Annotated in this window: 16 protein-coding genes; 13 read left to right on the top strand and 3 right to left on the bottom strand. The window is 44.3% G+C overall.

The window, feature by feature from the left end:
- The 3 genes from IID12_06785 to sfsA all read right to left on the bottom strand — a co-directional run.
- Nucleotides 1–1,273 (bottom strand): carboxypeptidase-like regulatory domain-containing protein (locus tag IID12_06785; protein MCH8288795.1); only part of this gene is annotated, 1,273 nt, incomplete at its 3' end.
- Nucleotides 1,274–1,334: 61 nt separating this feature from the next.
- Nucleotides 1,335–2,420: a hypothetical protein gene (locus IID12_06790; protein ID MCH8288796.1), complete on the bottom strand. Its 1,086-nt coding sequence runs from the start codon at nt 2,418–2,420 to the stop codon at nt 1,335–1,337.
- Between the two features lie 330 nt (nt 2,421–2,750).
- Nucleotides 2,751–3,419, bottom strand: coding sequence for a DNA/RNA nuclease SfsA (gene sfsA, locus IID12_06795; GenBank protein ID MCH8288797.1), 669 nt, complete (start codon nt 3,417–3,419; stop codon nt 2,751–2,753).
- Nucleotides 3,420–3,764: 345 nt separating this feature from the next.
- On the opposite strand from sfsA, the gene trpE reads away from it, so the two are divergent.
- The 13 genes from trpE to IID12_06860 all read left to right on the top strand — a co-directional run.
- Nucleotides 3,765–5,276, top strand: a complete 1,512-nt coding sequence (trpE, locus tag IID12_06800; GenBank protein MCH8288798.1) for an anthranilate synthase component I — start codon at nt 3,765–3,767, stop codon at nt 5,274–5,276.
- Complete coding sequence (locus IID12_06805; protein ID MCH8288799.1) at nt 5,273–5,863, top strand: aminodeoxychorismate/anthranilate synthase component II; 591 nt, start codon at nt 5,273–5,275, stop codon at nt 5,861–5,863. Before trpE ends, IID12_06805 begins: the two co-directional genes overlap by 4 nt.
- The gene (gene trpD / locus IID12_06810; protein MCH8288800.1) at nt 5,860–6,876 is read left to right on the top strand and encodes an anthranilate phosphoribosyltransferase; all 1,017 of its coding nucleotides are present in this window, start codon (nt 5,860–5,862) and stop codon (nt 6,874–6,876) included. Before IID12_06805 ends, trpD begins: the two co-directional genes overlap by 4 nt.
- Nucleotides 6,873–7,670, top strand: coding sequence for an indole-3-glycerol phosphate synthase TrpC (gene trpC / locus IID12_06815; protein ID MCH8288801.1), 798 nt, complete (start codon nt 6,873–6,875; stop codon nt 7,668–7,670). Before trpD ends, trpC begins: the two co-directional genes overlap by 4 nt.
- Complete coding sequence (locus IID12_06820) at nt 7,657–8,280, top strand: phosphoribosylanthranilate isomerase (protein MCH8288802.1); 624 nt, start codon at nt 7,657–7,659, stop codon at nt 8,278–8,280. The genes trpC and IID12_06820 overlap by 14 nt, the downstream gene beginning before the upstream one ends.
- Nucleotides 8,261–9,478, top strand: coding sequence for a tryptophan synthase subunit beta (gene trpB / locus IID12_06825; GenBank protein ID MCH8288803.1), 1,218 nt, complete (start codon nt 8,261–8,263; stop codon nt 9,476–9,478). The genes IID12_06820 and trpB overlap by 20 nt, the downstream gene beginning before the upstream one ends.
- A gap of 22 nt (nt 9,479–9,500) precedes the next feature.
- A complete protein-coding gene (locus IID12_06830; GenBank protein MCH8288804.1) occupies nt 9,501–10,259 on the top strand; it encodes a tryptophan synthase subunit alpha in 759 nt (252 codons plus the stop codon).
- Nucleotides 10,260–10,267: 8 nt separating this feature from the next.
- Nucleotides 10,268–10,546, top strand: coding sequence for a chorismate mutase (gene pheA / locus IID12_06835; protein ID MCH8288805.1), 279 nt, complete (start codon nt 10,268–10,270; stop codon nt 10,544–10,546).
- Between the two features lie 27 nt (nt 10,547–10,573).
- Nucleotides 10,574–11,590 (top strand): 3-deoxy-7-phosphoheptulonate synthase, encoded by a 1,017-nt coding sequence (gene aroF / locus IID12_06840; GenBank protein MCH8288806.1) that lies wholly within the window; start codon nt 10,574–10,576, stop codon nt 11,588–11,590.
- Nucleotides 11,590–12,435 carry a prephenate dehydrogenase gene (locus IID12_06845; protein MCH8288807.1) on the top strand — a complete coding sequence of 282 codons (846 nt, stop codon included), beginning with the start codon at nt 11,590–11,592 and terminating at the stop codon, nt 12,433–12,435. The genes aroF and IID12_06845 overlap by 1 nt, the downstream gene beginning before the upstream one ends.
- Nucleotides 12,435–13,718: a 3-phosphoshikimate 1-carboxyvinyltransferase gene (aroA, locus tag IID12_06850; GenBank protein MCH8288808.1), complete on the top strand. Its 1,284-nt coding sequence runs from the start codon at nt 12,435–12,437 to the stop codon at nt 13,716–13,718. Before IID12_06845 ends, aroA begins: the two co-directional genes overlap by 1 nt.
- A 76-nt stretch (nt 13,719–13,794) precedes the next feature.
- A complete protein-coding gene (locus tag IID12_06855) occupies nt 13,795–14,541 on the top strand; it encodes a hypothetical protein (GenBank protein ID MCH8288809.1) in 747 nt (248 codons plus the stop codon).
- On the top strand, nt 14,542–14,625 hold an 84-nt coding region (locus IID12_06860; GenBank protein ID MCH8288810.1), incomplete at its 3' end, for a chorismate synthase.

The following is a 14,625-nucleotide window of genomic DNA, read 5'->3' on the forward strand; positions in this document are numbered from 1 at the left end:
GATCAACCGTCTTCGCGCGACTATCAAAATAGTTCACGCTCACTTCATAATAACTCACCGGAGTCAACAGATGTGTAAGCCTCAGCGAATAGAGCCCGTTGCTTGACTCACTCTCGGGGATTCTGTCGCCGTTCAGTATGTTCAGTATAGGCAAATTACCCGAGTTGTTTCTACGCCGCTGAGCCGTTCTTGTAGTGGCGTTAGCTGAGAACCGCAGCCTGATGGGACTTAAATCAAACAACAGCGTTCCGTTTGCGGTCCATCGTTCATCTCTACCGAAAGGTACGTTACCACTAGCGAGATCAAGAGTAGGGGCTTCCTCACCTACAATGCCTCCTCTGTTACCGGAGTCCACAAGGCCTTCAAATTTGAATCCGGTCCAGAATACCTTCTCAGAATCACGCTGAAATTGTCTTTCGCCTGCGGCAAACAGCCTGATCTTATCTGTCAGAGCGCCGCTTATGGTAGCGACTAAATCAGTATAACCGTAGCTGTATGTGTCGAGAAACTGTTTGTCATCATCAAAGGTTTTGTTTTCACCGGCAAGTTTATCAGTTTCACCCTGTATGGAAAACTTCCACGAGCTTCCGCCGGTCTTAAGCGTTGTCGTCAAGATACCGGAGTTAGCGCCGCCGTACTGAGCACTGAACCCGCCTGCCTGCAGCTGAAATTCCTCAACCGATTCAGGAATAATGTTAATCGCGTTATCGCCCGTCATGATGTCGCGGGAACTTGCGCCATCAATATAATATCCAACCTCATCGTCTCTGCCGCCACGGATATAGATCTTGTTGTCCTTTATAACCACACCGGCTTGAAGCGCTACAACAGCTCTGACGCCTCTCACAGGCAGAGAGAGCAGTTCTTCCGAACCCACTATCCGAACTGCGTTGGTGGCGTTCATATTAACCAGCGGCCGTTGCGCTACCACCGTGACAGCTCCAACCTGAACTGCTACCGATGATAGTTCCGCGGAAATAGCTGTGGTGAGATCGGCTGTTATCTTTACTTCGGTCAACAGGTAGTTCTGATAACCGATATACTTAATGTCTATTTCATAGACACCGATAGGAACGTTAAGGATGACGAATTTTCCGTCCTCATCCGTTGCCGCACCCATGGAGGTTCCGCTGATTACCACGTTAGCGCCTACTAACGGGCCACCGGTTTCCTGGTCGGTTATCGTTCCTTTTAGCTTGCCGGACGTAGCGCCGAAAGCTAATGACGGAACTAACAACATAACTATTGCAAATAAGAAAAATCTATAAGACATGCTACTCCTCCTGATTTTATCTTCACGGAGATTATTTTTATTTATAATATTCATAATCAATTTATTTATCACTTAGTTGGGATAATTTAAAGCCGGTGCTGGTTCCAAAGATTATCAGCGATTGACGCTTGCCCGCAGTTACTGTTAGAGCAGCTGTTTCGCTTAATGCGCCGCCATCCGTTACAGTTACCGAGGCACCTACCGGTACTTCAGCGTAACCTGAATAGAAATTCTCTACCAATGAATCATCACTCGGGTCATCTAACGCTCTCCCTAAGAATTCTAATCCCACAGCAATGTTAGCGCCATCAACAACCGATACATCTAATGCACCACCTGCCGAGTATGTATTTATAACCTTAACCAAACCTAAACTGGAACCGGTTCCTGTCTCTGACATAAATTTTTCGTGGTATAAACTAATCCTGTTTCCGCCATCATCGTCATGCAGGATAACCAACGACTGCTGATCGCCGGCTAGAGTAACATTCTCGCTCACGCTGACTGCAACGTCTACGACATTAACAGTTGTGGATACAGTAACCGCCCCAAAATCTGTGAACTCTACCGTGTTTGCATATCCAACAGAGTCTGTGACTACTATATCAGCAGTTCTTGTTGTCGTTGCAGTGTAGGTAATGTTATATACACCTGACGGATATGGCAGATAGGCTGTAACATCTTCATACGCCAGCGATGCTCCTATTGACGTACCGTCCACGCTGACCGATAAGTCACCTGTATTTACTAACAGATCCTTAAATGTTCTTGTTCTGACCGCAAATACTGTATCATCAACAGTCGAATCCGGCGTGGTTGTAAAAACCGTATCATTAGCAACATTTATGACAACGATGAATGAATCAGTAGAATCCACATTGAGAGCCCAAACTGTATCAAACGAAATTGTGATTGCTGTATCCAATACGTCAAAATTAACTACTGTGCGCGAAAAGGAATATGTAGTTGTATCCAGATCACCTGTAGTTTCCTGCATCAATAATGCAGTTTCGTTTGCAGCGTTTAAGATTCTCACTTCCGATTGGAAATCAGGAAACACCGGAGCATCGCTTGGAATGTCTGCACATCCTGCAACAAATACGCCAGTCATCGTCAAAAATATTAATGTTTTTATATTTGATAACACTTCTGTTACCTCCTACTTTTTACTGTTAGCCGTTGCGGCGTTTTTTTTAAACTTATTTTGAATTTCAATAATCAAATCTTTCTCCCACAAATATACCGTTCTTCACAGTGCAATGATGCACATTGCATTTTGCTTTGTGATACCATTTTCCGGTATCGTTCTTTTCTTAATTATCTATAAAAAATGTTTATGCACTGAAGCTATATATCCTTGTTAAATTTGTCAAGTAATATTTTCAATTATTTTATTTTTATCTATTTAGACATAATTACTTATATTCAACTCTTATTGATTCTCTAATACCTAAGCTAAAATAGTTAAAAACTACGTTTATTTATGCTCTAATATATAAGGTAAGGAATATTTGTAATTTATCTCTGTCGATGTGACCTCACAAACGATAACCCAGACCTTTACTCCAAGCGATTTTGCCCTCAATAATGAGGATGCAAATTTCGGGTCTCTTTCCCAGTGAGGCGTAAATTCCCGAACATCGGATCTCTGACATACAAAAAGGACTCCTGCGCCAAACCCTGAATCTCTCAATTTTGATAGTTCTTCCATATGTTTTTTCCCTCTTTCAGTCACCGCATCGGGGAACATTGCAACTCCATTTTCCACAAGCGTAACTGACTTAACCTCAAGAAAAAATTCTGAATCTTTATTTTCTAAAAGAAAATCGAACCTATGCTTACCTACAGTTACCTCCGTTTTTTTCAAATTCCAATCCTTCAGAAACGGAAGTTCTTTATTTTCTAACAATCGTTTTACCAATTTATTCGGGAGGTTCGTATCAAGAGATATATATTGTTTTCCTGATTTGACCATGACTGTTGTCCACTTCGTTTTCCTGTGTATTGCTGTCTCAGGCACTTTTCGAACTCTCAGCCGGGCGCCTTTAATCAGCAGTTCCTTCAATCTACCGGGATCCGGCAGATGGCTTTCGACCACCTTTCCGTCAATTTCTATTTTGGTTAGGAATCTGTTGGGACGTTCCAGGAAAACAGCGTCATATTAAAGGGCCTTCAATTTTCATATTTGTTATTATAGAAAGAACTTGTAAATCATACAACCAAATTGAGCAGCTGATTATGCTTGAAAATATTGGATTTTTAATTGACTATGAGAATTAACTTGACATGCAATCACTCTCAATATATATTCAGCATCGTAATGGTGAACGTAACTACATTAAATTACTCATTAAACTACTGGTGGTATTATAGCCTCGCAGAGGGTATACAAGTGTAGATACGTCCATAATCAGCTAAGTATACTCACCTGCCAGGAAAGAATTCGGCAGGTTTTTTTATTTTATAAACTTAAGGTAATGACATGGAAACAATGACATTCGGTGATTTTAAGGCTCTTTGTTCGAAAAAGCATAAAATTAATAAGGGAGTTATAGTACCGGTATACAAAAAAATTCTGGCTGATTTACTCACACCCGTAAATGCGTATCTAAAAATCAGAGACAAATCAGATTACTCCTTCTTGCTTGAGAGTGTGGAGGGCGGGGAGAGGATTGCACGATATTCCTTTATCGGATACGAACCGTCAGAAATTGTTTCTTTACAGGATGGCAAGGTTACACACATAACAGGAGAGAGTACAAGCAGCTGCGACGGCAATGGATTAGATCAGCTGCGGGATATATTATCAAAATATGAGCCGGTGGAAATAACGGGTCTCCCTCCTCTGACATGCGGAGCGATCGGGTACTTATCTTATAATTCTGTCAGATACTTTTTTAATCTCAACGGTAACTCCTCATCCGCCGCGTTCTCTAAAGATCAGCCGCCCGATATGGAATTCGCGTTTTACAGAACGATCATGGCTTTCGACCACTTCAAACATCAAGCCATACTTGTCAGCAACGTATTCATCGATTCCGAAGAACTTAAATCATTAAACGATAATGATTTACGGGAAAAATATGATTCTGCCTTAAGTCGCGTGAACTCGTTCGAGACGATTTTAAATAACGATATTGACCATAAACCGAATCAAATTGAGATCGGTGATTACCATGAAACATTCGAACGGGATGATTTTCTGAAATCCGTCGAAAAAGCAAAAGAACATATCGTTCAGGGAGATGCATTCCAGATCGTACTTTCCCGCAGGGAAGAATTGGAAAATCATCCTGAACCCTTTGAAGTCTATCGAGCCTTACGCACGATAAATCCTTCCCCCTATCTATTTTTCCTTCAGATGCGCGACCAGATAATTACGGGGTCGTCGCCTGAGATGCTTGTTAAAGTAGAAGACAGAAAATTGCATGTTCGTCCTATAGCAGGTACTCGCCCGAGAGGAAAGACTAAATCGGAAGACGAGGCATTAGAGACCGAGCTCAGGAGAGATGAGAAAGAACGTGCCGAGCATGCAATGCTCGTTGATCTCGGTAGAAATGACGTAGGAAAAGTTTCAAAATACGGCACGGTAAAAGTATCAGAACTTATGGCAGTAGAGCGTTATTCACACGTGATGCACCTTGTGAGCAGGGTTACAGGCGAACTTGCTGAAGAGTATGATGCTCTTGACGCTCTTATTGCCGCGTTCCCCGCCGGCACCGTTACCGGAGCTCCAAAGAAACGTGCTATGGAAATTATTCAAGACCTCGAGCCTGTCAGTAGGGGAATCTATGCCGGCGGTGTAGGATACCTTGACTATAAAGGGAATTTGGATACCTGTATTGCAATCAGGACGATTACTTTCAAAGGCGGAAAAGCATTCATTCAAGCCGGTGCGGGTATCGTCTTCGATTCTATCCCCGAAAACGAGTATGAAGAATGCCAGAATAAAGCAAAAGTTCTCAAAGAAGCAATCTCAATGGCAGCAAAGGGGTTCAAATGATTGCGGTTATAGACAATTACGATTCCTTCACATATAACCTTGTCCAACATCTTGGGGAGCTCGGCTCTGAAATTAGAGTATTTAAGAATGATGAAATCGGAGAATCAGAGCTGTTGAAATTGAAACCGGAAGCCCTTATAATTTCACCCGGACCCGGAAGACCGAAAGACACCGGAGTTTCAATGGGAGCCATCAAGCTACTTGGGTCAACTGTTCCCACTCTCGGTATATGTCTCGGCCACCAGTGTATTGCCGAAGTTTTCGGAGGTAAAGTTATTGAGGCGGCTGAGATACTTCATGGAAAGACCTCCCTTATCAGTCACGAGAAGCACCCGATATTCAGTGACATCTCAAATCCTTTTAAGGCGACTCGATATCATAGCCTTGTAGTGGAGTCAGATTCTCTGCCGGCGGAGCTTGAAACAATCGCCTCTTCCGACGACGGGACTATCATGGCTCTGGCTCACCGGGAATACCCGATATATGGGATGCAGTTCCATCCGGAATCCGTCTTTACCAATGTGGGGATGCATTTGCTTGAAAATTTTCTGAAGATAGTTGAAAAACATAATTCGAGGCGGGAATGATTGAATCTTTCATTTCGAAAGTTATGAGAGGCGTCTCATTGAGCCGAAGCGAAGCTTCCGAAGCCATGGGCGCCATTATGAGCGGCGATACTCCTGCTGCTCAAATCGCCGCATTTTTGACAGCGCTGAGAATTAAGGGAGAAGACGTGGAAGAAGTTACGGGTTTTGTGGAGATTATGCGAGCGAATGCCACACCTGTTAGCACCGAAGGGGATTCGATTTTAGATATGTGTGGTACCGGTGGTGATGGCGCGGGAACCTTCAACATCTCAACAATCTCTTCCTTTATCGTTGCCGCAGGAGGCGTGCAAGTATCGAAGCACGGCAACAGGGCTGTATCGTCGCAATGCGGCTCAGCCGATTTACTATCCGAGCTGGGTGTAAATATCGAGATGCCTGTTGAAAAGTTGAGTTCATGCCTTCAAGAAGTGGGAATGGCTTTCCTTTTTGCTCCAATGCTCCATCCTGCAATGAAACATGCAGCAGGACCGAGGCGTGAATTGAAGATGAGGACCATCTTTAATCTTTTAGGACCGATGACCAATCCGTCAAATCCGACTTTGCAGCTGATGGGCGTTTATGATTTTGATCTTGCCGTACTTGTAGCGGAAGTACTTCAAAACGTTGGTGTGAAGCGAGCTTTAATCGTGCAGGGCGCTGACGGATTGGATGAAGTGACACTCACGGGCGCAACAAGGTGCATGGAGCTTAATGAAAATTCCATAAATGAAATTGAACTTAACCCGGACTCTTTCAACCTTCCTCGCCTCAAAACAGAAGATATTTCAGGAGACTTCGATCCAAACAGATGCGGCGTTATTGCAACTGACATTCTCTCGGGTAAAGAAGGACCGAAAAGGGACATCGTGGTCGCGAATGCGTCAGCAGGACTGTATTTAGGAGGTAAATCCGGCACTTTTGAAGATGCGGCAAGACTTGCGGAAGACATTATCGACTCGGGAAAAGCTGCTGACCTACTCGAGAAATTAAAAGAATTCACGGCAAGGGCATGAACAAACTTGAAAAAATAATCTCCGACAAAAGAGAAGCCGTCAGCAGACGGATGAAAGAAAAGTCTATTCTTAGAACCAGATCCGATGCCGAAGCGATGCCTCCGGCACTTGATTTCAGGGCATCTCTGGTAAACATTGCAACAGAGACCCGGATCATCGCGGAAGTGAAAAAATCGTCACCTTCTGCCGATTTCGGCGGAAACAGTCTGAATGTTGTCGATATAGCAGTCAGTTATGAACGAGCGGGCGCAGCGGCTATATCTGTTCTCACCGAAGAATATTATTTTTCAGGTTCAATGAATGATTTGCGCATGATAAAAGCATCAGTTGACATCCCTGTCCTCTGTAAGGATTTTATTATTGACCCGTTTCAGCTGTACGATGCCCGGGCTGCCGGAGCCGATGCAATACTTCTCATTGCTGCAATACTTGATTCATATGAACTTCCGGATTTTATATCCATATGCAAGACAGTGGGCATTACACCTTTTGTGGAAGTTACCGACACTTCAGATATTGATAAGGCGCTGAACTGCGATATCAACTGGATTGGAATCAATTGTAGAGACCTTAAAACTTTCGAACTGGACCTGAAAAAGATAGCAGAATTACTACCGCTTATTCCCGATGATTTTCTGGTCGTGGCTGAAAGCGGAATTAAAAACAGCGAAGATTTGAATTACATCAACGATCTTGGGATTTATGCCGCCTTGATCGGATCCATGTTTATGAAATCTGATATTCCGGGTAGGGCGCTGGAAATGCTTATCGGGGAAAATCATGACAAAAGTTAAGATTTGCGGAATCACCAATCCTGAGGATGCGCTTTACGCTTCCGGGCTCGGCGCAGCTTTCATCGGCATAATATTTTATCCTAAAAGCCCACGGTTCGTCGTTAACGAAACAGCGCTCAATATCGTTTCCTCTCTGCCTGATGGGGTTATACCTGTTGGTGTCTTTGTAAATCCGAAGCGGAATGAAATTATTTCCGCCGTAGAAGACACCGGAATTAAAGCAGTTCAGGTTCACGGCTCCATGGATTTCAACAAGTTAAAGGAGTTGAATATTATTCAGATTCGCGCTTTTAGAATTAACGATTCATTCGATTTCAATGCTATCCCGGATAATGAATTCGATTATACACTTCTCGACAATTTTATCAACGGTCAATACGGCGGGACAGGTAAAACCTTTGACTGGAAGAATATACCCCCTTCTATTAATAGGGCGAAACTTATTCTCGCCGGAGGCTTGAAGCCCGAAAATGTCGGAACTGCTATCAAGACACTGAAGCCCGCCGTTGTTGACGTATCGAGTGGAGTTGAATCTTCTCCGGGAATTAAAGATGAGTCAAAAGTAAGAGAATTTTTCAAGTCAGTGGAGAATGCCGATAGTGGATTTTAAAAAATATAATCTGCCTGACACTAAAGGTCATTTCGGTAAGTATGGAGGCAGCTATGTGCCTGAAACCTTGATACCAGCTCTTGCAGAATTAGAGAAAACCTATTTTGACGCGATGAACGACCCCGAATTCAACAGGGAATATAATTACTTATTACAAAGTTATTCAGGTAGACCGACACCGCTCTATTTAGCCGAAAAACTCACCAAGAGAGTCGGTGGTGCGAAGATATACTTAAAACGCGAAGACCTCGGACATACGGGTTCGCACAAGATAAATAACACACTTGGACAGGCGCTCATTGCTGTGCGTATGGGCAAGAAGAGGATTATCGCCGAAACAGGCGCCGGTCAACACGGTCTCGCCGTAGCCACGATAGCAGCGAAATTCGGGCTGGAGGCGGTGGTGTATATGGGTCGGGAGGACACTGTCCGCCAATCTTTAAACGTTCATAAGATGGAGCTTCTGGGCGCCGAGATTGTCACTGTAGATTCCGGAAGCAAAACACTGAAAGACGCAGTCAATGAAGCAATCCGCGACTGGGTTACCAATGTTGAAAATACGTATTACATGATCGGCTCGGTGGTAGGCCCTCATCCTTACCCTCTGATGGTTCGTAACTTTCAGCGCGTTATCGGCATTGAAGCAAAGGAGCAATATGAGACAATAGAAAAATCGCTTCCATCGGCTCTTGTAGCATGCGTCGGAGGCGGAAGTAATTCCATAGGTCTTTTCCATCCTTTCCTCCAAACTGATGTTGATATTTACGGCGTTGAAGGAGGAGGAAAAAACATGGAATTAGGGAATCACTCCGCCACTCTCTCAGCCGGCTCACCCGGAATTCTTCACGGAAGCATGTCCTACGTTATTCAGGATTCTGAGGGTCAGATATCTTCTGCTGATTCCATTGCTCCCGGACTGGATTATCCCGGTGTTGGTCCTGAGCACTCGTTCCTCAAGGATTCCGGTAGAGTAAATTATTCTTTTGTTAACGATTCGGAAGCGATTGAAGCGTTTAAAATCCTTTCAAGAGAAGAAGGCATAATCCCTGCTATCGAATCATCGCATGCTATCGCGAAAGTTATTAAAATTGCCGCCGATTACCGTCAAAATGAAGGCGTAATTGTATGCCTTTCAGGCAGAGGCGACAAGGATTTTTCTCAGAACCGATTCCCCAATGGGAGTTCAAATGGAGAATAGACTCACAAGGCTAATACTGAAGATGAGTGATACAAACAAAACTCTATTGGTTCCTTACATGGTCGCAGGATACCCGTCATATCAAAGATCATTACAAGTGTTTGAGCTGTTTGCAGAAGAAGGTGCGGATATAATTGAAATCGGCATGCCGTTCTCCGACCCGCTCGCCGATGGCGCAGTGATCCAGCATGCCTTTTCAACCTCTCTGTCAAACGGCACCACGCTTGAGGATGTCTTCAGCTTAGTCAGGTCATTAAGAAAGAAATTTGAAACGCCCATTGTTCTGATGGGCTACCTTAATCCCATCTATAAAAAAGGGATAGCTGCTTTCCTTTCAGATTGCGTTGTATCAGGAGTGGATGGGCTTATCATTCCCGATTTGACTCCTGAAGAGGCTGGTGATTTTGTGGCTTCGGCTCGAGAACGAAACATAAGCACCATATTCCTTGTAGCCCCGAACACTACTGACGAACGGATAAAAATCATCAGCGAAATATCCACAGAATTCATTTATTGTGTCTCATTATTGGGAGTCACCGGCGCAAGAAATTCTCTACCCGAAGACATTGGTGAATATTTGAACCATGTAAAAGCTCTCTCCGGCAGAAACACACTTGTGGGTTTTGGCGTTAATTCAAAAGAAACTGCCGCTGAACTGGCGCCGTTCACGGACGGAATAGTGATAGGCAGCGCTATTGTTGAGCGTGTGAATGGAGAAGAAAACTCTATTGATGAATTAAGAATCTTCTTTAAAGAAATTAGGGAATCACTCAATCATTGAAAGACAGGATAGATAAATTAGCTGAATTAAGAAAAGAAATCGATTCAGTCGACAGCCGCTTACTGAAACTTTTCAACGAAAGGTCGGAATACGCTATTAAGATCGGCATTATCAAATCAGATGAGCATCAGGAGATTTACGACCCTGAAAGAGAAAGAGAAATCATTAAAAGGATGTTAGGGCAAAATGAGGGACCTCTTGATGAAAAGGCGGTTATCGGGCTCTTTCAACGGTTGATTGATGAATCGAGGAGAGTGGAAAAAAATGCCGGTACATCAAAAACTTAGAGTAAAACTTAATTAAGAGAGATAAAGATGATTATTGTAATGGAATCGGGTGCAGAAGAAAGTGAAATCCAGGAGGTAATATCACGGTTGACGTCGATGGACCTTGATGTCCATCGTTCAGACGGAATATCTCAGGTTGTCATCGGAGCTATCGGATTGACCGGAGACATTGAGCTCCGCGATTTCGAACTGATGAAAAGCGTAAGTCATGTAATTCGAATTTCGGAGCCTTATAAGAGAGCAAGTCGCGCCATGCATCCCGAAAAGACGATCATAAACGTCCGCGGTGTAGATATCGGGGGCGAAAATGTAGTTATCATGGCAGGACCGTGTGCTGTCGAATCTAAAGAACATGTCATGGAAATGGCGGAGATTGTGAGCAAGGCCGGAGCGAAAATTCTGCGAGGCGGAGCTTATAAACCAAGAACCTCTCCCTATTCGTTTCAAGGACTCGGAGAAAAAGGTCTTATTTATATGCGTGACGCAGCGGATGTTTACGACCTTGCAGTTGTAACGGAAATTATGGACCCGAATCTGATACCGCTGATGTCGGATTACGCGGACATCTTTCAGGTCGGCACACGGAATATGCAGAATTATTCACTTCTGAAAGAGCTGGGCAAAACGAAAAAACCCATTTTGCTGAAAAGAGGGCTTTCTGCGACCATAGAGGAATGGTTGATGTCGGCTGAATACATAATGGCGGGTGGAAATCCCAATGTGATGCTGTGCGAACGCGGAATACGAACATTTGAGGGTTATACAAGAAATACTTTCGACATCTCCGCCATTCCCGTGGTTGAAAGCCTGAGTCATCTTCCCATCATCGCTGACCCGAGTCACGCAACAGGAAGAAGAGACAAAGTAAGTCCCGTGGCAAGAGCGTCAATCGCCGCGGGTGCGGATGGACTCTTAATAGAGGTGCATTCCGACCCTGAAAACGCCCTTTCTGACGGTGCGCAATCGCTTTATCCCGAGCAACTCACCAAACTTATGAACGAAATAAAAATTATCGCCTCGGCAGTGAATAGATCGGTTGAGTAATGTATTCTAAAGTAACAATAATCGGCACAGGTCTGATCGGCGGCTCACTGGCACTTCTAATAAAACGATTAATACCGGAAATTAGAATCCGCGGTGTGGATTTACCTGAAATTATTGATTCACTGCCGGCGGATTCTCCTTTCGCCAACTTGTATACTTTTGAAAATATCGGCGATGCCATTGGCGATGCCGACCTTTCTATACTCGCCGTTCCGAACAATCAAATATTAAAAACGCTCCCTGAAGTACTTTCCCGGGCGAAAAAAGGTTCGGTAGTTTGTGATGTTGGGAGCGTAAAATTGCCGATCTTAACCGAAGCTTCTAAACACTCGTCTTCCTCTATATCATTTATCGGTGGGCATCCGATCGGAGGCTCCGAAGGACACGGATTCGAAGACGCTTCGGCTGACTTGCTTGAAGGTGTAAGATTCATTATTTGTCCCGCCGAAAATGTTTCCAAAGATGTCAGCAAAATGCACACAGACTTTCTTGAGTCGCTAAATTTCAAGGTCCTGGAAATGGAAGCATCAGTTCATGACAAACTGATAGCCTTTACATCCCATTTACCTCAATTCCTTTCCACTGCGCTGGCGCTATCAGTCGGTTCGGTGGATAATGCCGAGCTGACAGCGGGACCCGGTTTTTTTTCCACAACTCGCCTTGCGGCAAGCCCTGCCAGGATTTGGGATGAAATTTTTCAACTCAATAAGGAAAATCTGCTGGACGCTGTCAGTGCGTTAACCTCGGTTATCTCCGACTTGAAAGATAAAATAGAAAACGGATCTATTGAGGACCAAATTCTTTTTGCTGCGGAATTAAGATCCAAAATGTTACGGGATGAATAGTGGAACGGCTTTTAGAACCGGCAATTAAAGTGCGTGGTGAAATTTCATTGCCGGGCGACAAGTCCATCTGGCATCGGGCATTGATTATCGGCGCCATTTCTGAGGGGGAAACCGAGATAGTAGGCGAACCTGCCGGTGATGACGTTTTATCCACCGAATCGTGTCTAAAACAATTAGGTATAAAAATCTCCCGCAAAAACGGCAAAACGGTTGTTTCAGGTAACGGACCTAAAGGTCTGAAGAAACCCGAATCTGTTCTGGATGCCGGGAATTCCGGAACTACAGTCCGCCTGCTCTCAGGTGTTCTGTCGGCACAAAACTTCGAGTCTGTCATTGACGGCGATTCTTCTTTAAGAAAACGCCCCATGAACAGGATTGTCACTCCTCTTTCTCTGATGGGCGCAGACCTGATTCCTTCAGATTCAGGCGGCTGTCCCTTGAGCATAAGGGGAAGCACGAATCTGAAGCCGATCTCTTACAATTCACCTATAGCCAGCGCGCAGGTCAAGTCGGCTATGATTTTAGCAAGCATTTGCAGCGGCGTTGAACTTGAACTGTCCGAACCGTATCCATCACGAAACCATACTGAGATTATGCTGCGGCAGTGCGGAGTAAATATTCAGACTGAAGGAAATTCCATCCGTATGGAAAGGAACGTTAAATTAAAGGGCGCTGTTTTCAGAGTTCCCGGTGATTTTTCTTCAGCGGCGTTTTTCATCACAGCTGCTCTTATGCTTCCCGACAGCGAGATTACTTTAAAAAATGTGGGGCTGAATCCTACACGGACAGGATTCCTGAATGTTCTGAAGAGGATGGGAGCTGATATCAGGGTAATCCCGGATGAAAACGGATCAGGAGAGAAACAGGGAGATATTGTCGTTCGCTCTTCCGATCTGAAAGCCGTAACCATAACAGCGGAAGATGTTCCCTCAATTATAGACGAACTACCGTTAATCGGTATTTTAGGAACAGTCGCGGATGGAGTCACAAACGTTTCAGGCGCCTTCGAACTAAGAGTAAAAGAATCTGACCGCATTTCACTCCTTATTAAAGGATTACAAAAAATAGGTATCAGTGCTAACGAATTTGAAGACGGTTTCTCTGTGGAAGGGGGTCAAAAAATTTCGGGAGGAACAGTTGATGCGGGGAATGACCACCGTATCGCCATGTCTTTCGCCATTGCGGGACTCGCATCGGAAAAAGGCGTGACCCTTAAAGGCGCCGAATCAGCATCGGTTTCATACCCCTCCTTTTTCAGCGATTTGGAGAAGTTAAGTGAGTAGCGAAAATCATATCAGACTTGGGATTTTGAAGTTCTCTCCTACTCCATCGGTCTCCCCTCTGATGCACGAAAAATTTATGAATAAGCTCGGCATAGATGGCAGCTATGAATCGTTTTCCGTGCCTCCATTCAGATTAGAAGAGTTTATGTCAGGCGATGAAATCAGTTCCTTAAACGGCTTCAACGTGACAATTCCGCATAAGCAATCTATCGCAGGATTTATGAACACCCTTACGCCTGAGGCAAACATTTTGAGTGCCGTCAACACTGTCGCTGTCAGAGACGGAAAATATATCGGACACAATACGGACACTACCGGATTCAAGAAAGCTGTCGAGATGTTGAAATTGGATTTAAAAGGAAAAGATGTCTTGCTTTTCGGAGCGGGTGGCGCGGCTCGCGCGGTAGTTCAGACTCTCGGAGATCTGGAAGTCTCAACCATTTACGTCCGAAACAGAACAGCCGAAAATGCCGTTAGACTTTCCGACATATTGAAAAACACTTCCAGCAAAACAGAATTGGTAGTGCTTGAGGAATCAAAATTGATTCCATCATCGCTTGAAATAGTGATTAACGCTCTCGGCGGAGGAATATTCGAAGCGAAATGGTTAGACAGTCTGTCAGAACTGAGTTTTTTTTACGATCTCAATTACGGGGAAAACGCCTTCGATAAAAAACAGTTATCAGATGGAGTAGGATATTCGGACGGATTGAGTATGCTCGTATATCAAGGATTCGAATCATTGAAATTCTGGCTGGACAGAGAAATTCCCGACGACACAATAACCGAATCCGTCCTCACAGAACTTAACGGAGAAATTTAATTGGATAAATTACGTTATCTGACTGCCGGCGAATCGCACGGCAAAGCGCTTATCGGAATCCTTGAAGGCGTTCCCGCGGGATTG

The sequence above is a fragment of the Candidatus Neomarinimicrobiota bacterium genome (assembly GCA_022567655.1).
GTDB lineage: Bacteria > Fidelibacterota > SORT01 > SORT01 > SORT01 > JADFGO01.

Bases quoted from the DNA above. Each gene is read 5' to 3' on its own strand.
- IID12_06820 (MCH8288802.1), top strand. From the start codon at position 7,657: ATGACAAAAGTTAAGATTTGCGGAATCACCAATCCTGAGGATGCGCTT.
- aroF (MCH8288806.1), top strand. From the start codon at position 10,574: ATGATTATTGTAATGGAATCGGGTGCAGAAGAAAGTGAAATCCAGGAG.
- IID12_06845 (MCH8288807.1), top strand. From the start codon at position 11,590: ATGTATTCTAAAGTAACAATAATCGGCACAGGTCTGATCGGCGGCTCA.
- IID12_06855 (MCH8288809.1), top strand. From the start codon at position 13,795: ATGAATAAGCTCGGCATAGATGGCAGCTATGAATCGTTTTCCGTGCCT.
- trpE (MCH8288798.1), top strand. From the start codon at position 3,765: ATGACATTCGGTGATTTTAAGGCTCTTTGTTCGAAAAAGCATAAAATT.
- trpD (MCH8288800.1), top strand. From the start codon at position 5,860: ATGATTGAATCTTTCATTTCGAAAGTTATGAGAGGCGTCTCATTGAGC.
- IID12_06830 (MCH8288804.1), top strand. From the start codon at position 9,501: ATGAGTGATACAAACAAAACTCTATTGGTTCCTTACATGGTCGCAGGA.
- trpC (MCH8288801.1), top strand. From the start codon at position 6,873: ATGAACAAACTTGAAAAAATAATCTCCGACAAAAGAGAAGCCGTCAGC.
- IID12_06805 (MCH8288799.1), top strand. From the start codon at position 5,273: ATGATTGCGGTTATAGACAATTACGATTCCTTCACATATAACCTTGTC.
- trpB (MCH8288803.1), top strand. From the start codon at position 8,261: ATGCCGATAGTGGATTTTAAAAAATATAATCTGCCTGACACTAAAGGT.